This window comes from Glutamicibacter sp. St.4D3, assembly GCF_059728615.1.
On the sequence record NZ_AP039380.1, the window covers coordinates 580,404 to 599,460 of the forward strand.

At 66.2% G+C, this 19,057-nt stretch carries 13 protein-coding genes; 4 read left to right on the plus strand and 9 right to left on the minus strand.

The genetic code is table 11. The annotated features are described in order from the left end of the window. Nucleotides 1–67: 67 nt before the first annotated feature. Genes AC6I21_RS02745 through AC6I21_RS02755 form a run of 3 tightly spaced genes read right to left on the minus strand, consistent with a single transcriptional unit; the run spans nt 68 to nt 5,612 of the window. Nucleotides 68–3,403: an ATP-binding protein gene (locus AC6I21_RS02745; protein ID WP_497763051.1), complete on the minus strand. Its 3,336-nt coding sequence runs from the start codon at nt 3,401–3,403 to the stop codon at nt 68–70. 5 nt (nt 3,404–3,408) lie between these two features. Continuing rightward, a complete protein-coding gene (locus AC6I21_RS02750; RefSeq protein WP_138173456.1) occupies nt 3,409–4,155 on the minus strand; it encodes a DUF4194 domain-containing protein in 747 nt (248 codons plus the stop codon). After that, nucleotides 4,152–5,612, minus strand: coding sequence for a DUF3375 domain-containing protein (locus tag AC6I21_RS02755; RefSeq protein ID WP_497763052.1), 1,461 nt, complete (start codon nt 5,610–5,612; stop codon nt 4,152–4,154). Before AC6I21_RS02755 ends, AC6I21_RS02750 begins: the two co-directional genes overlap by 4 nt. Nucleotides 5,613–5,849: 237 nt before the next feature. Between AC6I21_RS02755 and AC6I21_RS02760 the strand changes: the two genes are divergently transcribed. Then, complete coding sequence (locus tag AC6I21_RS02760; RefSeq protein ID WP_346921479.1) at nt 5,850–7,130, plus strand: polysaccharide deacetylase; 1,281 nt, start codon at nt 5,850–5,852, stop codon at nt 7,128–7,130. A 171-nt stretch (nt 7,131–7,301) separates the two neighbouring features. On the opposite strand, the gene AC6I21_RS02765 is transcribed toward AC6I21_RS02760, so the two are convergent. The 3 genes from AC6I21_RS02765 to AC6I21_RS02775 all read right to left on the minus strand — a co-directional run bounded on the left by AC6I21_RS02765 (nt 7,302) and on the right by AC6I21_RS02775 (nt 12,107). Then, nucleotides 7,302–7,964, minus strand: a complete 663-nt coding sequence (locus tag AC6I21_RS02765) for an HAD family hydrolase (protein ID WP_497763053.1) — start codon at nt 7,962–7,964, stop codon at nt 7,302–7,304. A gap of 274 nt (nt 7,965–8,238) precedes the next feature. Further along, entirely contained in the window at nt 8,239–11,697 is a 3,459-nt protein-coding gene (locus tag AC6I21_RS02770; protein WP_497763054.1) for a TM0106 family RecB-like putative nuclease, read from the minus strand. Nucleotides 11,698–11,801: 104 nt separating this feature from the next. Beyond that, entirely contained in the window at nt 11,802–12,107 is a 306-nt protein-coding gene (locus AC6I21_RS02775; protein WP_138173466.1) for a hypothetical protein, read from the minus strand. A 199-nt stretch (nt 12,108–12,306) separates the two neighbouring features. Between AC6I21_RS02775 and AC6I21_RS02780 the strand changes: the two genes are divergently transcribed. Then, nucleotides 12,307–13,026 carry a M50 family metallopeptidase gene (locus AC6I21_RS02780; RefSeq protein WP_497763055.1) on the plus strand — a complete coding sequence of 240 codons (720 nt, stop codon included), beginning with the start codon at nt 12,307–12,309 and terminating at the stop codon, nt 13,024–13,026. On the opposite strand, the gene AC6I21_RS02785 is transcribed toward AC6I21_RS02780, so the two are convergent. Beyond that, a complete protein-coding gene (locus AC6I21_RS02785) occupies nt 12,994–14,196 on the minus strand; it encodes a YihY/virulence factor BrkB family protein (protein WP_446753646.1) in 1,203 nt (400 codons plus the stop codon). The two genes, AC6I21_RS02780 and AC6I21_RS02785, sit on opposite strands and share 33 nt — an antisense overlap. A 608-nt stretch (nt 14,197–14,804) precedes the next feature. Between AC6I21_RS02785 and AC6I21_RS02790 the strand changes: the two genes are divergently transcribed. Next, complete coding sequence (locus AC6I21_RS02790) at nt 14,805–15,524, plus strand: transglycosylase family protein (RefSeq protein WP_138173472.1); 720 nt, start codon at nt 14,805–14,807, stop codon at nt 15,522–15,524. A 380-nt stretch (nt 15,525–15,904) separates the two neighbouring features. After that, the gene (locus AC6I21_RS02795; RefSeq protein ID WP_497763056.1) at nt 15,905–17,302 is read left to right on the plus strand and encodes a CoA transferase; all 1,398 of its coding nucleotides are present in this window, start codon (nt 15,905–15,907) and stop codon (nt 17,300–17,302) included. A gap of 2 nt (nt 17,303–17,304) precedes the next feature. Here AC6I21_RS02795 and AC6I21_RS02800 read toward each other — a convergent pair whose 3' ends face one another. Both AC6I21_RS02800 and kynA read right to left on the minus strand, forming a co-directional pair. Then, the gene (locus AC6I21_RS02800; protein WP_346921472.1) at nt 17,305–18,144 is read right to left on the minus strand and encodes a PaaX family transcriptional regulator; all 840 of its coding nucleotides are present in this window, start codon (nt 18,142–18,144) and stop codon (nt 17,305–17,307) included. Then, complete coding sequence (gene kynA, locus AC6I21_RS02805; RefSeq protein WP_497763057.1) at nt 18,131–18,997, minus strand: tryptophan 2,3-dioxygenase; 867 nt, start codon at nt 18,995–18,997, stop codon at nt 18,131–18,133. Before kynA ends, AC6I21_RS02800 begins: the two co-directional genes overlap by 14 nt. Between the last annotated feature and the right edge of the window lie 60 nt (nt 18,998–19,057).

Genomic DNA, 19,057 nt, shown 5'->3' on the forward strand with positions numbered 1-19,057 from the left:
CAGCCCTTCACCTGGTTAACCACAAGGTTGGGGCCGCGGCAACCAACGCCGCCGCCCGCCGCCCCTTCTAGTCGCGCAGCGCGATGGTGGTGGCCATCGCCGGGGAGCGCCCGGTGGTGACAAACCCGGAGATGTTCGAGCCCGGGTGCTTGATGATGTCGGTGATGGAGCCCAGGTGGCTGCTCAAGTCGATCTTGTCCTCCGGGGCGGCCAGCACCAGGTGGAAGCCGAACTCCTGCAGGGCCCGGATGCCGGCGGCGGCATATTCCGAGTTCGCCTGGATGAAGGCCTCGTCGATCATCACGGTGCCGTAGGAGGTGAACCCGGCGGTGGCGAAGCCCAGCTGGTAGGCCAGGGCGGCGCCCATCACGAACGAGGTGAAGCGCTGGCCCTCACCGCCGGAGAGGGTTCCGGGCTCCAGCCCGGTTTCCACCTCGCCATTGGGCTTGTGCTCATCGCAGCGGATCACCACGTGGTGGCGCACATCCAGCACGGTGGCCCGCCAGGAGCTGCGGCCCGGGTCGGCCAGCGCCTCCACGATTGCCTCCAACGCGGCGTAGGAGCGCTTCAGGGTGCTTTCCTCCCGGGTGCTGTAGGCCTCGTTCAGGGCCTGCTTCAGCTCGCGGCGGAACGTTCCGGCCTCGGCCGGGATGGCCGGCTCCACCTCGAAGCGCAGGATCGATCCGTGCTCGAAGGGCACGTCGGCCAGGATCTGGTTCAGCGGCTTGATGCGTTCGGCGATCATCCTGCGTTCCTCGTCAAGCAGCTGCAGCAGGTCGCTGAAGCGCTCGTAGGAGCGGTTGGCGAAGTACTCGCGGAACTGGGCCTCATGGTGCGGCAGGCCCTCGGCGACGATCTGGTCGTGCAGCCGTTCATAGTGTTCGCCGGCCTGCGCCCCGGTGCCGTGGGTCTGGGCGTGGGAGGTGCCGAATTCGCGGGCGAAGCGCTTGAAGGTGTCGCTGAGCTCGTTGGCCACCGCCACCCGTTCGGCGTTCAGGGTGCCCAGTTCACCGGTCAGCTGCACCCGGGCCTCGGCGAAGACGGTGGTGAGCTGCGCCGGGTCGGCGTGCTCGGCCTGCTGCAGCGCACCGATCACCGTCTTGACCGGTTCCAGCTGGGTGACGCCCTCGGGCAGGCGTCCCAGCAGCTGCCGGGCGTCGGCCTGCTCCTCGCCCAGGGCCTGCACCACCCGGCGCGCCTTGGCGATCTCGGCCTCCAGCTCCTGGATCCGGGAGCGGATCAGCGCCAGCTGGCCGATCACCTCATCGGATTCGGTCTGGGCCTGCTTCAGCTGCTGACGCAGCCCGGAGGAGTCCCCGGACCGGCTCAGCGCGTCCCCGAGCTTCTGTTCGCTGCGGCGCAGCGCCTCCAGCGCCGCGGAGGTGTCCAGCTGGGCGAAGCTGCGATCATCCTCGGTCAGGGCCTGGAGCACCCGCGCCTTGGCCAGCACCTGCTCCTTGGCGGCGCTGCGCTGGTCGGCGGCGGCCTGCGCGTCGGCGATCTGCTCCTGCAGCCGGGCCTGCTTGGCCTGCAGCTCGGTGATCTTCGCTTCGTTGGTGAACCCCAGCAGGTGCTCGGAGACCGGCAGGCTGCGGGTGTCGCGTTCGAAGCTGCCGGTGCCGGACTTCAGGGTGCCGGCCGGGGTGATCGCCTTGGCGTGCCGGTGCATCTGGGCATCGTTTTCCACGCACACCAGCGGATAGTCGGCGGTGATCTTGGCCTGCAGCCAGTGCCCGGCGGCGGTGGACATGAATTCGAGCTTGCTCACCAGGTCTGAGGCCCCGGCAACCGCCGGCTTGGGGGTTTGGGACATGTCCACCCAGCGGATCCGGCCCAGCCCGTCCAGCTGGTCGATGGCGTGGGTGACCGCAGCCAAATGCTCCCCGGGGACCAGGATCGAGCGGGCCAGGGTGCGCAGCGCCTTTTCCGCGGCCGTGCGCCAGCCCGCCTCGCTGGCCGCCACGTCCATCAGCTCCCCGGCAAAGGGCAGCTGGTCCTCGGGCACGCCGCTGGCCGAGGCGATCGCCCGCCGGGCGGCCACCGAACGGTCATCGATGTTGCTGGTGCGCCGCTGGTAGGAGTCGATCTGCTTTTGCAGGTTGGCCGCCCGCTGGCGCAGGTTCATCAGCGAGGCCATGGCCTCGTACTCCACGGTCTGCGCGTCCTTGGTGATCGAGTCCAGCTGCTGCACGGTGCGCGCCGCATTGGCGCGCAGCTCATCCAGGCCGGTGGCGCTGAAGTCAAAGCTCAGCCCGGCCTGGGTGACCTGTTCGTGCAGGGCACGCAGCACGCTCTCCTTTTCGGACAGCGCCTTGCGCGCCGCATCGGCCTCCCGCTCCAGCAGCATCAGCGCCTGGGCGCCGGTGTCGTCCTGCAGCTGGCGCAGCTGGCCAAGCTGGCCGGCCAGCTCCTCCTTGCGGGCCTGCAGCTGCCCCTCCTGCTCGCGCAGCGTGGAGAGCTGCGTGGTGTGCACCTGCAGGTCCCGGCGCAGCACCTGGGCGCGCACGGCCTGCTCCAGTTCGGCCAGCTGGGTGTTCACCAGCTGCTCAATCCCGGCGATCTGCTCGGCCAGGGCCGCGTACTGCCGGTTCTGTGCCGGCACCTGGGCCAGCACGTCGCGCTGGCGCCGGGCGGTGTCCAGCTGGCGGTAGATGCCGCGCAGGTGGGCGAAGTCCTCCACGGCCGCGGCCGCGGCCTTCAAGGTGGCCGGTTCCTCCAGCACCTCGTGGCGGAAGAACTGGTTCACGCCCTTGGCCAGGCCCTTCCCATTCTGCAGGGTGCGCAGCAGGGCGAAGGCCTTGTCGTTCTCCACCCCGAGCCGGCGGCGCAGCCGTTCCACGAACGCCTTGTGGGTGTCGAACGCCTCGGCCGGGTCCAGCAGCTTCTGCAGCGAGGAGACGGTGAAGCGCCGCGCCCCATGGTGTTCCAGCTCGGCCACCTCCAGCGGCCCCTCGCACAGCAGGTAGTGCTTGGAGACCTGGTTCTCCAGGCCCGCCTCGGGCAGGTCGAAGACGGCCGCGGCGGTGACCGTGTTGCCCATCCCGTCCTCGTAGCCCAGACTGACCGCGCTCCAGGTGGCCCCGGGCCGCTGGTAGACGGTGCCCGAGCCGGTCTTGAACTTGCGTCCGCGCATGTAGGAGAACGTGGTGCGCCGATCCTCGCGGGTGGCCGCGTCGTTGGCGGACTCGTTCAGCCTCGGGGTGGCGAAGAACAGGTGGCCCATCGCGTCAAAAAGCGTGGACTTGCCCACCCCCGGGTGCCCGGTGATCAGTGTCCCGGCCCGGTCCACCTGCAGGGTGTGCAGGCCGTGGAAGGTGCCCCAGTTCACGATCTGGATCCGGGAAAGCCGGTGCTGGCCCGGGTTGAGGGTGTCGCCCAGCGGCAAGGTCATTTCTATGCTCATCGGTGCTACTCCTGAACCATCTGGGATTCGTCGCTGATCCGGGCGTCGCCCCCGCCGGGCAGCGGCGGCTCATCAGGATCCTCCGCCAGCTGCCCCTGGTGGGCTTCGCCGGGCTGATCGGGCAGCGCCGGCTGCGCCTCGGTGTTGTCGATCGCAGCGATGTAGCCGGGGATGTCCTGGATGCTGGCGATCGGCAGGGCCATCGCCAGGGCCGGGGAGATGCGGTACTCGTCGACCAGCTCGGTGCCGGTGATCAGCCGCAGCGTGTTCAGCCGGCCGATCGCCGCGTCGCAGGACTCGGCGAAGCGCTTGTCGTCGCGGTCGCTGGCGGTGCGGTGCTCGGCCAGGATCTCGTGCATGGCGGTGCGCGAAATGACCGCGTCGGTGCCGCTGCCCGAATGCTGTTCCAGCAGCAGGCGCAGGCGCAGCGCCAGCAGCGTCTCGTCCCGCTTCAGGCCACGACGCGGGGCGATCGGGGCCGAATGCGGCAAATCCACGTCCACCGGGCTGAGCATCGCGATCTTGCGTTCGGGATCGATGCTCAACCCCAGGAAGATTTCCGAGACGTACCCGGTGATCGCGGCGCGCTGATCCAGCAGCAGCTGCCAGCCGGCCGGGTCCACCGCGCCGTCCAGGTAGGGGCCGCGCAGCAGCTTGACCAGCAGCTGGCGCAGCTGCACCGGGAAGGAACCGGTGTCGCCGTCGAACAGGGGCTCGGTGATCGTTTCGGGGTTCACGGTGCTGGTGCTCATAGCGGCTCCTTGGTAAAGCTCAGTGCGGGCAGCAGGGCGGTACGGGTGCTGCCATCGACCTGGAAGTATTCGACCGGGTGCAGTTCGGCGGGGCTCAGCGCCTCACCGTTGGTCCGTCCGATCTCGATCAGCGCCCTGATCGTGTTCAGGTGCCGGTGTTCGGCCGGCAGCCGCGTGTACAGCTGGTGCAGCGCCACCGGGGCATGGCCGGCGTCCTCCAGCCCGGTGCGCACCGCCTCGCGCAGGAAGGGCATGTCGGCCTTCGCGGTGCTGGGGGTGCGCACGATGTCCGCGGCGTCGAACTGCGGCGCCTCGGCCAGGGGCGGGGGAGCCACATGCTCGGAAGGGTCAAAGATGCCCAGCCCGTGCAGGGTCACGAACTGCGGGGCGTACAAGTCCAACGGGGCCAGCGCGCTGCGCGGCTTCAGGTTCGTGGAACGGCTGATCGCCAGCTCCGCTTCACGCACCGCCAGGCGCAGCAGCTGCGCCTGCTGGTAGTCCTCGGACTGCACGAACGCGTGCAGCGATTCGGAGAGCCGGCCGTAGGATTCGTGGACCTCAGCGGCCTGGCGGCGCAGTTCGCGCAACAGGTTGGTCAGGATCTGGCGTTCGGGGGCCTGCAGGTCATCGACGAAGTCGCGCTCCAGCACCTCGTTGACCGCGGCCCGGAAACGCTGCTGCGCCTCGGGAGAGCCGAGGAATTCGGTGAAGCCGGAGAAGGTTTCCCCCTCCGCGGTGGAGCGCAGCTGCCGGTCGGCCTCCAGCACCTGGCCCACGGCCACGCCCTTGGCGGTGGAGGCATCCAGGATCCCCTCACGCAGGCTGTGCAGCATCTGGCGCACCCCGTCACGCATCCGCCGGAAGTCGGCGGGCAGGCTGGAGGCCAAATCCAGTACCGAGCGGGTGGCCGACAAGGCCGAGGCCGGGGAAAGCACCGCCGGGTCGTGCCCGGCCCGCAGCGCATCGATCTTCGCCTGGCGCTGGGCAATCTCCGCCTCCAGCGCCCGGATGCGGGCCTGCGGATCCGGGTCGGTCTCATGGGCCAGGGATTCCAGGGAGGTCAGCAGCGTGTTCAGCCGGGAGGAGTTCAGCCGCGAGTCGTCGGTGGACAGCTCGTCCAAAAAGCGCAGCACCCGCAGGGTCGCCGCGGACGGCTCGTAGCTGAAGCGTCCGTCAATCAGCGGCCGGGCCAGGATGCCCTGGCGCACCCAGCCTTCGGCGAAGTCCTCGGCCGTGGAACTGGCCGGAACCTGCTCTTCGCTGTCCCGGGCCTGGCGCAGGAAGGAATCCAGGGAGGCGTGGAACAGTTCCAGGGACACCCGGGGACGGTCGGCGGTGAATTCGGCCCGAATAAACGCCAGCGCCCACGGCGGGGCGGTGATCAGCCGGTAGGCGGCGGACCGGCGGAACTGCTGGGACTGGTGCCACAAGCGATTCGCGCGGTGCGAGGGCTGCATAAACTTCCTTCGTCCTTGTCTCCTGCCTAACCTGTTTATCCTAGTTCATCTGCTGCAACACGCGGTGGGCGCCACAGCCGAAGCAACCCGGGCACCCGGGGCTGAGTAGGGGGGGGATGTTCACCTCGGGCAACACGCTTGTCCAAAGTTACACCGGCGGTTCTGAACCGGCCCCGGCCTGTGTAGGGTCGAAGCAAGGAAAGCGTAAACCTGCCGACCTTTGGAGGCTGTCAACCCGTGAACCGAACCAAGCTGCTCTCATCCGTGGCAATTCTCTCCCTGCTGCTGGCCGGCTGCAGCCAGGCAGACGACGCTGCGGGCGGCCCGGAGGCCGCCGGATCGCAGCAGGATGAACAACAGAGTCAGGAGCAGGCCAAGGCCCAAGAAGCCGAACGGGTCAAGCAGGTCAAGGCCGAGGTCAACCGGCTGGCCGACGGGTACGACTATGACGCGGCGATGAAGCTGGTCAAGGACGAGCCCAATGAGGAACTCAGCTCGCTGGCCAGCGGCCTGCAGGAGGAAAAGGACGCGACGGTGGCCTGGGCTAAGCCGAACCAGATCCCGCACCTGTTCTTCCACTCCCTGGTGATCGACACCGACCGCGCCTTCGACGGGGACGGGGAAGCCCAGGGCTACAAGGACTACATGGTCACCCAGGACGAATTCTCCAAGATCCTGGACCAGCTCTACGAGCGCGACTACGTGCTGGTCAACCCGACCGACTTCGCCAAGCCCGACAAGAACGGGAAGATGAAGTACGGCAAGATCATGCTGCCCAAGGGCAAGAAGCCGCTGGTGCTGTCCATCGACGACGTGAGCTACTACGAGTACATGGACGGGGACGGGTTCGCCGACAAGCTCATCGTCACCGACGAGGGCAAGGTGCGCAACGTCTACACCGACGCCGAGGGCAAGGAACACACCGGCGCCTACGACGTGAGCACCATGGTCGATGACTTCGTGGAGGAACACCCCGACTTCTCCTACCGCGGGGCGCGCGGGCTGCTGGCGATGACCGGCTACAACGGCCTGTTCGGCTACCGCACCTCCGACAGCCAGTATCCGGAGAACAAGAACATGGACAAGGACAAGGCCGCCGCCAAGGAAGTGGCCGAGGCGATGAAGGACAACGGCTGGGTCTTCGCCTCGCACTCCTGGGGCCACATCGCCACCGGAAAGGTCTCCCTGGACCGGCTCAAGCGCGACACCAAGCTGTGGAAGGACGAAGTGGAGCCGCTGGTGGGCAAGACCGACCAGCTGATCTACCCGTTCGGTTCGGACATCGCCCAGGTGGGCCAGTACTCCGGGTCCCGCTACAAGGTCTTCAAGGACGCCGGCTTCCGCTACTTCTACGGGGTGGACGGCACCACCACCGCCTGGATGCAACAGACCGACGAATACCAGCGGCAGATGCGGGTCAACGTTGACGGCCTGCAGTTCGCCAAGGAAAAGCGGGGGGACCGTCCGGTGCTCTCCCACTTCTTCGACGTGGACGAGGTCATCGACAAGGCCCGGTAGCGGCCGGTAGCCAACCTCATCCCCGTGTGCGTCCTGCTGTCACCAAGACGGCAGGACGCACCGCGTTGCGGCATGAACGCAGATTGATGCCGCAGGAGTCCCTGCGTTGATGCGCCAAACTTGGGCCAAACCTGGGGCACCGGGGAGCGGGGATGGGCTGGCAACGCAGGATCAGCGGCTGACGTCCAGGGCTCTGCCCCGGAGCACAAGAAGCCCGTCCTGCCGGTGAACCTGCACCTGCTCCAGGTTTTGCACCACGAAATCAGCATCGGAGAGCTCTTGGGCAGCGTGGGAGGTCGCGACGGCCAGTACCGTGGCTCCGGCCGCCCTTCCGGCGTGAATGCCGGCCGGGGCATCTTCGATCACCAGCGCTTGTGAGGGAGCTACCCCTAGCCGCTGTGCCGCCAACAGGTACCCCTGCGGATCCGGTTTGCCCTGCGACACGTCTTCGGCGCTGATGAAAACTTGCGGGGACGGCAACCCTGATGCCGTCAAACGGGCACGCATGAGCTGCGCGCCACCCGAGGTGACCACGCCCCAACGCTGCGCAACGAGACCTTGAAGCATGCTTGAAACTCCCGGCAGCGCCACAACACCGTCCAGGTCAGCAAGCTCCATCTCCAGCAGTACGGCACACGCCTCGTCGACCTGATCCGCCGGCAGCAGCATGGAGACCACATCCTCGGTACGCCGACCGTGGCTCTGGGTGAGGATACGGGCCGCATCAAGCCCATAGCGCTCTGCCCACGTCCGCCAGGTCCGTTCGACCGCGGGAGTCGAATCCACCAACGTTCCGTCAATATCGAACAGTAAGGCCTTTGCGCGCAGTTCCATTCCTCCAGCCTACTGACCCCGCACTGCCCCCTGAGCGGTGCCCAGCTGCAGAATAGATTCAGCCGCCATGCTGCTACGGTCTTTTGCCCACCATGGACGGTCAGAACGCCGCTTGCCCGCTGGTTCCGTTGGTGCCGGTGGTTCACCGCGACCCGTCTTTCCCGTTGCGTCAGTCAGTGCGCGTCTGTCGAGGCGGGCCGCTGAAGTCTTGCCCGATGAGCCCACAACCTCTTTCCTCCCCATGAAGGAAGCCGGATGCTGAGGATCTATGGTGCTAGAGGCTCAAGAACGCACCGAGCTGGGAGAGGTTGGGAATCGAGGTTGGCAGGTAGTCGGTCAGCCGCGGGGAACGCACAATCACCGCCCGCCATTGGCCGCGGGAGATCGCGACGTTGATCCGGTTGCGGTTGAGCAGAAAGTCGATGCCGCGGGCCGCGTCCTCGGCGCTGGAACAGGCCATGGAGACCAGCACCACCGGGGCCTCCTGGCCCTGGAACTTGTCTACGGTGCCCACCCGGACATCGGCGTAGCCGTTGTCCTGCAGCAACTGCTGCAACAGGTTCACCTGCGCGTTGTAGGCGGCCACCACCAGGATGTCGTGCTGTTCCAGGGGCCGCGGCGCCGATTGCGGGCCGTCGGCCCATTCCAGCCCCAGATGCTCATCCACCAGCCGCAGGATCTCGTGGGCCTCCTCCACGCTGCTGGTGGTGTTGCCGCGGTGCTCAACGAAACGGGTTTCCACCCCGGCCCCGGGCCCGGCCAGGTGCCGTTGCCCGGCGGCCGGGGCCGCCTGCAGCTGTCCGTCGTAGCTGAGCCGGGACACCTTCTCACACAGCTGTGGGTGCATGCGCCACGAGGTGTCCAGGAAGTAGCCCAGCTCGGCGGGCAGGATCGGCTGCCCGTCCGAAAGCCAGCCCAGCGCCGAAATGTCCACCGGCTGCGGGTGGGAGCCCTGCGTGACCTGCGGCAGCTGCTGCGGATCCCCGAGCAGCAGCAGGTTGCGGGCCGCCACGGAGACCGCCAGCGTGTTCGCCAGCGAATACTGTCCGGCTTCGTCGATCACCAGCAGGTCCAGGGCCCCGGGCGCCACCTGCTTGCCGGTCATGGTCCAGGCGGTCCCGCCGACCAGGCAGCCGCCCTCCTGCTCAAGCAGTTCGGCGACGGCGTTGGCCCCGGTATGCTGCCAGGGAACCTCCTTGCCGTGGTTGGGTTTCTTGCCCACCTGGTCCGCCGGAACCCCTGCCTGCACCGCCTTGTTCAGCACGTTTTCGATGACAGCGTGGGACTGGGCAACGACCCCGATCTTCCAGCCGTGCTCCACCAGCTCGCGGATCACGTGGGAGGCCACGAAGGTCTTGCCGGTCCCCGGAGGGCCCTGCACCGCCAGGTAGGAGTTGTCCAGGTCCAATAGCGCGGCCACCACAGCCGGATAGACCTGGGCCGAACCGTCAACGACCTCCGGCGGCGGGGGAGCGGTGTAGCTCTTCAGCCGCGGAGGGCGGCGGCGCAGGATGTCCAGCCCGGCGGTGTCCGGCAGCGCTGGGACCATGGCGCCGACCTGGTTCGCGACCTGCGCCAGGGCCTGTTCAATGCTGGCGGTGCGCAGCGGCTGGTCCGGGGTCAACGCGACCGGCACCGCCCCATATTCGGGGACCCGGGTGGTGGACTTTTCCTGGATCACCAGGTGGTCCTCGCCGACCTCCAGCACAGTGGCGTTGAACGCACCGCCGCGCACGGACTCATCAACCTCCATGCCCTCGGGCAGTGGATCGCCGAACATGGCGAAGAAGCCGGTGCCTTCGGAAACCAGGGACCCCTCGGCCAAGGTCCCGTAGACCTTGGAGTGCCGCGCCAGGGTGCGTGAACGCGGGGTTGGCTTGTGCCAGTCCTGCAGCACCTGTACCGAATCGACGGTGAATACGCCCCGCGTATCGGACCAGTCCTCCATGGGCGCGGCGAGCCGGTCGAAGTGCTCCCACCAGAACTGCTTGCGTTCCCGGCGGTGGTAACCGGTGGCTGCGGCCACCATGGCAATTGCCCGGTCATCTGCGCTCAACGCCTGCCCAGCCGGCAGCCCGGCGATGTAGCGCTGCAGCCGTGCCTCCTCTGCGGTGGGTTCCGCCGTCGAGTCCGGCAGCTGCTCCTGGACCAGTGGCGCGGGGGCCTGGACCGGGCTGGCGGGAACCAGCCCGAGCAGCCAGTCGCGCAGCCGCAGGGTGGACAGGCAGTCATACTCGTTGTAGTCGGCGATGGACTCAAGCACCTCACGGGCCTCGGCCTCGCGCCCGGCATCCCGGGCCTGCATAAAGTGTGCATAGGCGACCACCGAGGCCCCGGCATCCACCACGTCCCCGGAGCGCAGGTGCTCGCCCATGTAGAGCGGTTCAAGCTTCTTGATGGAGTAGGAACGCGTGGAGAGCACCAGTGAGTTGCGTACCGTTTCATACAGGTCCACCAGCAGGCCCTCGCGCAGCCACTGGTCGATGGCTTCCTCCCCGGTCACGTGCCCCTGGGACAGGTTGCGCAGTGCCGACTTCTCATACGGGGCGTAATGGTAAATGCGCATGTGGGGGAAGCGTTCACGCCGGGCGGTGACGTAGTCGATGAACTGCAGGAACGCGGTGCGCTCCTCGCCGCGGTTGTGCGCCCAGAAGGGGCGGAACACCGGGGTGCCGGTGTCGTTTTCCACTACCCCGAACAGGTACTCCAGTCCCCAGCTGCCGTCGGCGGGCTCCTGGTACATGGGATCGCCCTCGAAGTCGAAGAAGATGTCTCCGGGATCAGGCGCCGGCAGCCGGTTGATGGTCTGTGTTTCCTTGACCCGGTAGGACACCGCGCCAACCTGCCCGTCGGGTTCGGCCAACCCCAGCTGCATGCGGGCCTGGTCGACGTAGCGGCCCAGCGCGGTGCCGGGGGCCGCCTCCACCTCGGCCAGCTGATGGATGCTGTGAATTCCGCGACGGCGCAGCTTGGCCCGCTGGGTCATGGACATGTTCGCCACCTGCAGTACATCCCCGGTGGCGCTGACCTGCTCGGCACAGAAATCGCAGCGCCCACACACATTGATGGCATCCGAATCCCAGAGCACCGGGTCCCCGGACTGGCGGTGACGTTCGGTCAAGGCCAGGAATTTGCGCCGTTGGGCCCGGAACACCGGCAGGATTTCGGTGATCCGGTGCACCGAATGGGTGCCGTCGCCCAGCACCAGGGTTGCCTGCGGGCTGAGCGGGATGCCCTCGGTCTGCAGCTGGTCGGCGTAGGCTCCGAGCTGCAGCAACGCGCTGACCCGGGCGTGCCGGGCCAGTTTGGTGTCCCACACCGCCCAGGACCCGTCGGGTTGGCGGACCAGGAAATCGGCGAACCCCACAAAGGAGCCGTCATAGAAGGTGGCCTGGTAGACCACGTCCGCGCCGTTGCGCAACACTTCGAGGGTCTGTTCGTGGGCGGCCAACAATCCCTCATGGGTCATCACCGGACGATCCGGGAAGGACTTCACGCCCCGGTGGGCCGCCGCATCGTAGGGCCCGTACTTCTCCTCCAGCTCGGTCAGGATCCGCCGTTCGTGCACGTCGCCGAGCTCCGCGCTGCGTTCGAGCATCTCATCGGGGGCAAAGTGCGGCTTCGGACGCAGCCCCAGCTTGATTTCCAGCAGGTACAGCGACTGGTACTCGCACCCTACGGCGATGGCCAGGTCGCTGGCCGAGTAGATGAAACGGTCCTGGAGGAAGAACACGGGGACAGGTGCCTTTCGTTGACCTGGAAGTTACCCTGTCAACCTAGCACCGGTCCCCGACGTTTGTGGTGTGCCGGATCCTGCGTTCGGGCACTGGCCCGCTGCTACTTGGCCCGGCGCCCGCCGAAGATCAGCGAGGCGGCGGCCACTGCCGCACTGACGGTGTTGACCGCGGTCCACGGGCCCATGTTCTTGGCCAGCGGATGCGAACCGCCGAACGCCCCCAGGTAGGCGGCGGTCAGGGTCACGGCCCGTGCGGTGCCGGCATCCTTCTTCCAGATCAGGAACGCGCCGGTGCCGGCGGCCGCCAGCACGGCTCCGCCCAGGGCGCGGTTGCGGGTGCTGCGAGCGGTGGCGAACCCTCCGGTCAGGCCGCCGACGGCCAAAGCGGTTGAGACGATACGCGACATGGGTGCTCCTTGCGTCGGGGTGGTTGGTACTGATGCCATCCTATGCCGAGCCCCTCCGGTTCCCGGGCGCTCGCCGCACGGTCCGGTAACGCGAGCCCCGGCACGGGAGGACGGAAATCCGGGCGACGGGCCCGGTGTTGCGTAAGCTCGACTGCAGGCGCGCCGCCCGACGCGCCAATCAAAAGCTGAAAGGTGCGGTGTGGGAGAAACGCTCAACGCGATGTGGCAGCGGCTAAGCCTGCAGCATGAACTGCAGCTCAGCCCTTGGCAATGGGTGTTGCTGGGCGCACTGGTGGCGCTGCTGGTGTTGCCGCGACCCGCCTGGCGGCTGACCGGGATGTACTCCACGCTGGTTCACGAGCTCGGGCACGTGGTGCTAGCGCTATTCACCGGCCGCTTTGTCACCGGGCTGCGCCTGGGCTGGGACCACTCCGGGGAGGTGGTCAGCCGGGGGCGCGGCAAGGCCTCGGTGATCATCTCGGGCGTTGCCGGCTACCCGGCTCCGCTGTGGTGTTCGGCGGGACTGCTGGCCGCAACGGCGGCCGGCTACCCCGGACTGGCCCTGGGGGCCTACGCGATCCTCTTCTGCCTGGCCCTGGTTTTCGTGCGCAACCTCGCGGCCCTGCTGGTGTGCGTAGCCAGCGCGGCGCTGGCGTTGGGCATCGTGTTCTTCGCGCCGGTGGACATGTTCGTCTATGTGGCCGTGCTTTTGGCAGGGTTCCTGCTGGTCGCCGGGGCCCGGGACTGTCTGAAGCTGTTGGCCGTGCACACCTGGCGCCGGCAGGATGTGCGCCAATCCGACGCCTATCTGATCGGGACGTCCACCGGAACGTTCTCGGGGATTTGGCTGCTGGTGATCCTGACGCTTGCCGGGAGCGGACTGTGGCTAGCGGTGCGCAGTCTCATCCTGCTGATCTGAGGCGGCGGCCGGATCGGCGGAGGCCTCGTGCTTCCTGATGAGATGCCGCATTCCCAGCCAGGCGGCGGTGGCGGCCCCGGCCGCGAAAATCAGCCGATGGTGCGACTTGTGCTGCGGAAGCATGGAACCGTCCACGCTCTCCAAGGGGTCCCCGCCGTGCTGGATCCGAATCTGCTGGGCGTGGACCAGGTCGCGGAAGTTGCTCAGTTCCCGGCGGGCAAAGAGCGTGTCATCGCGCACCGGGTACTGCAGTTCTTCATCGGCGGCCACCCCCTTGCGCAACTGCGACAGGCGGGAGAACTCGACGTCCACGACCGCGCCCATCAGCAGGGCAATGTTGATGATCCAGCAGGCCACCACCAGGATGATTACACCGCCAATGGCGCCGTAGGTGGCCGAATAGGAAGCAAAGTTGGCGATATAGAAGGAAAAGCCGCCCACCGACAACCCCAGCACCACCAGGGCGCTGATGGTGCCGGTGGAGAACCATTTAAAGGGGCGCTTCACGTTCGGGGTGAAGTAGTACAGCAGTGCCAGGACCAACAGCGCCATGACAAACATGGTCGGTGGTTTGAGCCAGTTCAGTACGGTGGCGAATTGGTCTCCCAGCCCCACCACGTTGCCTATGCCGCGGGCGACTGGCCCGGAGGTGACCAACAGTGCGAAGGAGACCACCATGACAATCATGATCAGGATGGTGATGCCCAGCATCTGGGGGCGGCGTTTCCACTGGGGACGGCCTTCTTGCACCTTGTACAGGCGGTTCATGGCGCGGCTGAAGGCGTTGACGTAGCCGGAGGTACTCCACAGGGCGCCGGCGATGCCCAGGAAAATGGTGAGGCTGGTGCCCGAGGTTTCGGCCGCCAGACCGGTCAGCAGCTGCTCGGCCATGTCCATGACCTGTTGGGCGTCTTCGCCCAGGTGCTCATGGCCCTGCGGGTTCAGCGCCTGGTGCAGGATCTCCAGGATCGCCTCGGTCGCTCCCTGGCTGGCACCCACCAGTGCGAGCAGAGAAACCAGGGCCAGGACCCCGGGAAAGAGCGCCAGCACCATGAAGTATGAAAGGGATGCCGCCGAGTCCAACCCGTTGTTGCGGAAGAACTCCCGCACCGCCCGGGAAAATGCCTGCAGGACTTCCGGTGCCTTGCGTGGGCTGGCACTACTGGTCATGGATGTCCTCTCGGCTCGTTTGGCTCACCAAGGGCAACGGGCACCCTGATCAGTCCCACCCTACCCAAACTGGTCGGAAGCGCCCTGCTCAGAGCGGTCATGGCTACCGGATGACGAATGCGATTTGAGAAGCTGATCGCGTAGGTCATCTAGTGGGTTCTGGATGGTTCAAAGGCTCTGTCGGATCGCCCTCCGTTGCCTCATTGAGCTGACCGGGAGCGTGCGGCAGCTTCCCAGCAAGGGAACAGCTAATACCACATTTTGTAGCACGCATCACCCCAAATTCGCTTCCATCCAAATAACGTTTTGGTTCCAAAATTCGGCGCTCCGGGGTGTCTCGAAGAACTTTTTTTGAAAATTTTTTAATGGGGTTGACTGCAACAAACGCCGATTCTGGAAGGAACCTGAGTTGCCAAGGGGGTCAGGGTGTGGGCTATCGTCATGGATAACGTTTCGATAACACTCGCAGTGTTATGGGAAAAAGCAAAACGCCGCCGGAACTTCCGTGTGCCCATTCGGTAGGCGTTTCAGTAATGTCGAAATGCGACGCTGGGCGCAGCGCCAGGATGGCTTGGACAGCCTACGCGTGGGAAGAGCACTGGAGAACCATGATCCAGCAGAAGAGCAAGAAGACCATCCGTCGCGGCACCGCCGCTCTGGCAGCAGTCGCCGTTGCAGGTGGCGCCATGGCCGTAGCAGCAGTTCCGGCCTCCGCAGCCAGCACCTGGGACGCCCTGGCTCAGTGCGAATCGAGCGGTAACTGGTCGACCAACACCGGTAACGGCTACTACGGTGGCCTGCAGTTCTCGGATTCCACCTGGAAGGCCTACGGCGGCAAGGGCTCGGCAGCCAACGCTTCGAAGGCTGAGCAGATCCGCGTTGCCACCAAGGTCCAGCAGGGCCAGGGCTGGGGCGCATGGCCCGCATGCTCGGCCAAGCTGGGTCTGAGCGGGAAGCCGACCGGCACCCCGAAGGCTCAGACCAAGAAGGCTGCTCCGCAGCAGAGCACCCAGAAGACCACTGCCAAGAAGTACACCACTCAGAAGGCTGCCCCGAAGAAGCAGACCACCCTGAAGTCGGTGGAGCGCACCGCAGTGAAGACTCAGTCCGGCAAGCACGTCGCACCGGTTGCCAAGGCTCCGGTATACAACGTGAAGGCCACCGACTCGGGCAAGAACTACACCGTCAAGGCTGGCGACACCCTGTTCAAGATCGCCCAGGACCTGGGTCTGGACGACTGGCGTTCGCTGTTCTCGGTGAACAGCGACAAGCTGTCCAACCCGGACCTGATCTTCGTGGGTCAGACCCTGAACGTGCCGACCAAGTAATCACCTACCTGGTCTTCAGCCCCGGACACTGCCGCATGCGGCAATGTCCGGGGCTGAACACGTTAAAGAGGTACGCACCTTAACGGTAGGCAGAGCGGAGAATTCCTTCGAGCGTGAACTGACTGACTGCCCAACCACTGCATGGCGCACGCCACGCCGTCGATCTTCCCCACAGGCAACACAGCACTCATCCCCGCGCTGCCCACTGAAGACACGAGCAGAGGCAAGAGTCACCTTTTGAAGCAAGTCGGCTAGACACTATCGAAGCCACGCGTTGCCGGAGCTTTCCCTATGGCGCAACGTAATACCCGTGCTGGTGGTTCACGGTAAGTCCACGCGAACACTGTGCACCTGCTGTCCGACCTGGGCATGATGGTTCCATGTCGCGCAGCACTCAATTGGTCTCCGGTTCCGCTAGTGCGGCGTTGCCGCCTTTGAATGCACCGTTTCTTGCGCATGGTTTGCTGCCTTCTGACGTGCACAGCGCGCCGCCGCTCCCGCGCCGTTGGTGGGCCGGGCCCCTGGATGTGGAGGGGCTGGCCCTGGCTGCGGTCCAATTATGCGTGCAGGCCCTTGAGTGCTGTGGCGCTGGCGCGCACCGGCTGACGACGCCAGCGCACCGGGTGGCGCAGGCCTTCAACTCCTTCGGGCTGCTTCGTGTCGATTCCCAGCCCATCCCGGGTTTTGCGCCTCATTCCGGGTTCTTTCGCTGCGCCGAGGGATGGATCAGGACGCATGCCAACTACCCGCACCACGAGCAGGCCCTGCTGCGCGGGTTGGGGCTGGGGGCGGATGGCAATGTGGAGCAGTCTCTGCGGGAACTGACGGCGCTAGAGGCCGAGCAAAAAATTGTGAATGCCGGGGGAGTGGCCGCCACCGTAAGAACACGCAACGAGTGGAATGCCATGATCGAGCGCGGCAGTTCGAGCACGCCGGACTGGGTCGAGTTCGATATGGCGTCTGGGGGCCCAACGCGATCATGGCAGCCCGGGCCCACCGGCGACGCCCCTCTGCGCGGCCTTCGCGTACTGGATTTCACCCGGGTGCTAGCTGGCCCTACGGCTGCCCGCACGCTAGCCGTGTTTGGGGCCAGTGTCTTGCGGATTGACCCGCCTCAGCTGCCTGAAATCATCGGACAGCACATCGAGACCGGCTTCGGGAAGCGAAGCGCCACGGTGGATGCCGGCAGGCGCGCGGGACGAAGGCAGCTGGAGGACCTTCTATCCAAGGCGGACGCTGTTCTGCTCGGCTACCGCCCAGGGGCCCTGGAGCGCCATGGGCTATCCGTTCAGGGCCTACGGGAACGTTTCCCGCACTTGGTACTCGTGACCCTCGATGCCTGGGGAGATGCGAACCCCTGGTTCGGGCGACGCGGTTTTGACAGCATCGTTCAGGCCGCCACCGGGATTGCAGAACTTTATCGAGCGCCCGGTGGTGCGCCCGGCGCCCTGCCCGTGCAGGCTCTGGACTACGCCACCGGGTACGGCATGGCGGCAGCGGCCATCGCCCTGCTTACAGAACGCACTCGCAGCGGACAGTGCGGGGTGGCCCATTTCGCGCTGGCACGCACCGCCAGGGAACTCATTGACGCCCCGGTGCCGCAGGTTAAGGCTGAGCGGCTGCCGGACGCGCCACTGCGGTCGATGCCGAGCCCGTATGGAACCCTGACCTACGTGCCACCTCCTTTTAATAGGAGGCACCGCACCGTTGACTATCCCGGGCCTCCACCGGCCTACGGCGCGGACGAACCGGTGTGGGACACCCGGGAACCTTCGTAGGTCTAAATGATGAGCCCCCTGGCATAGTCGTCGGCGCTGTGGGCAAAGCGCCGCGATAACTTGAGGAATCGCTCCCGGCTGGTGCTGCCCGGCCAGGTCCCCGGCAACATGTAGGCCGGCAGCCCGGGATCCAGGTAGGGAATGGCACGCCAGGCATCGATGAGCCGGACATAGTGGCGGTAGGCCAGGGCATCGGTGAGCTCACGGTCCTGGTCCATGGTCGAGACGGTCTGCAGGAAGTCCTCGTGTCGCCGTGACAGCCGCTCCAGGTCCCACCACTGCTCGGCGGCAGTGCGCGCTGAGCCGGGAAAGTCGGGCGTGTGGGCGCGGAACACCGTGACGTGGTTCCTGGCTTGCAGGGCCTGAACCACGGCCGAGACCTCATCGTGCAGGTATTCGGGAAAGATCCATACCCCGGCCGTTACCTGTCCGCCGCCGAGCTGGCCGAAGTGCTTGCGCAGTTGGTGACGCAGGGGGCGCAGGGATTCGGGCACGGAGTAGGTCAAGAGGGTCCACCCATCATGGGCGCTCATCTGCCGGGGGGTGAAGATGCGCCGGTTGCCGCGGGCAAACATGGCTTGGGCCGGTGAGGTGACGTGGATGGCCCCGTCACCGCTGGTGCCCAGCAGCCCCCGGTCCACCAGTCGAGACAGGGCGGTTTGGGCCGCCGGTTGGCTTACGCCGGCGGCAACTGCCAGCTCCAGCACGGTGGCGCGAGCTATCGGGGCATCGTGATGGCGCAGGTACAGGCCGGCGATGGTGCGGATGATGGAGGTCGCGCTGCCGCTGCGGGATTCAAAGTCGTCCAGCGTGAACGCGGCCAGTGCGTTAGCTGGCGCCAATTTCGGTGCGCACCGCGAAGAGCTCGGGGAAGAAGGTCAGGTCCAGGGCCCGCTTCAGGAAGCCAACCCCGGATGATCCACCGGTTCCGGTCTTGAAGCCGATGGTGCGCTGTACGACCCGCATATGGCGGAAGCGCCAAGCCTGGAAGTTGTCCTCCACGTCCACCAGGTCCTCGCAGGCCTGATAGAGGCTCCACAAGGTGTCCTCGGATTCATAAATGTCCTTGAAGACCGGGATCAACCCTTGCTGGAATTCCCAGGCCTTGGTCACGTCGCGGTGCAGGACTTCTGCCGGAATGGCGTACCCCTTGCGCGAGAGCGCGGCCAGGAACACATCGTAGAGCGTGGGCTCATGCAGCAGCTGCTCCAGCAACTGGTGCGCCTTGGGGTCGGCCTCATGCACCGTGAGCATTCCCGCGTGCTTATTGCCCAGGATGAACTCCACCGCACGGTACTGGAAGGACTGGAAGCCGGAGGAGGAGCCAAGGAACCCGCGGAACTGGGCGTATTCACGCGGAGTCAGGGTAGCGAGTACCGACCACTGCTCGGTGAGGGTCTTTTGGATGTGCTTCACGCGGGCCAGGCACTTCAGCGCCTTGCCGATCTCGTCCTGGGTCAGCAGGCGCCGGGCCTCCATCAGCTCGTGCAGCATCAGCTTCAGCCACAGCTCGCTGGTTTGATGCTGGATGATGAACAGCATCTCGTCATGATGCTGGGGCTGGCTCACCGGATGCTGGGCGGAGAGGATCCGTTCCAGATCCAAGTAGCTGCCGTAGGACATTGTGTTGTGGAAGTCGGTGTGCACTCCCGGTTCAATGTCGCGCTGGTTGGTGCCCTGCTGCTCAGTAGTCATACCCAAACTGTATCAATATCATGGCGACCGTCACAATGATGAAACCGTGAACGGGCGGCG

Coding starts and splice junctions, on each gene's coding strand:
- AC6I21_RS02745 (WP_497763051.1), bottom strand. CDS start 3,403: ATGAGCATAGAAATGACCTTGCCGCTGGGCGACACCCTCAACCCGGGC.
- AC6I21_RS02750 (WP_138173456.1), bottom strand. CDS start 4,155: ATGAGCACCAGCACCGTGAACCCCGAAACGATCACCGAGCCCCTGTTC.
- AC6I21_RS02755 (WP_497763052.1), bottom strand. CDS start 5,612: ATGCAGCCCTCGCACCGCGCGAATCGCTTGTGGCACCAGTCCCAGCAG.
- AC6I21_RS02765 (WP_497763053.1), bottom strand. CDS start 7,964: ATGGAACTGCGCGCAAAGGCCTTACTGTTCGATATTGACGGAACGTTG.
- AC6I21_RS02775 (WP_138173466.1), bottom strand. CDS start 12,107: ATGTCGCGTATCGTCTCAACCGCTTTGGCCGTCGGCGGCCTGACCGGA.
- AC6I21_RS02785 (WP_446753646.1), bottom strand. CDS start 14,196: ATGACCAGTAGTGCCAGCCCACGCAAGGCACCGGAAGTCCTGCAGGCA.
- AC6I21_RS02790 (WP_138173472.1), top strand. CDS start 14,805: ATGATCCAGCAGAAGAGCAAGAAGACCATCCGTCGCGGCACCGCCGCT.
- AC6I21_RS02795 (WP_497763056.1), top strand. CDS start 15,905: ATGTCGCGCAGCACTCAATTGGTCTCCGGTTCCGCTAGTGCGGCGTTG.
- kynA (WP_497763057.1), bottom strand. CDS start 18,997: ATGACTACTGAGCAGCAGGGCACCAACCAGCGCGACATTGAACCGGGA.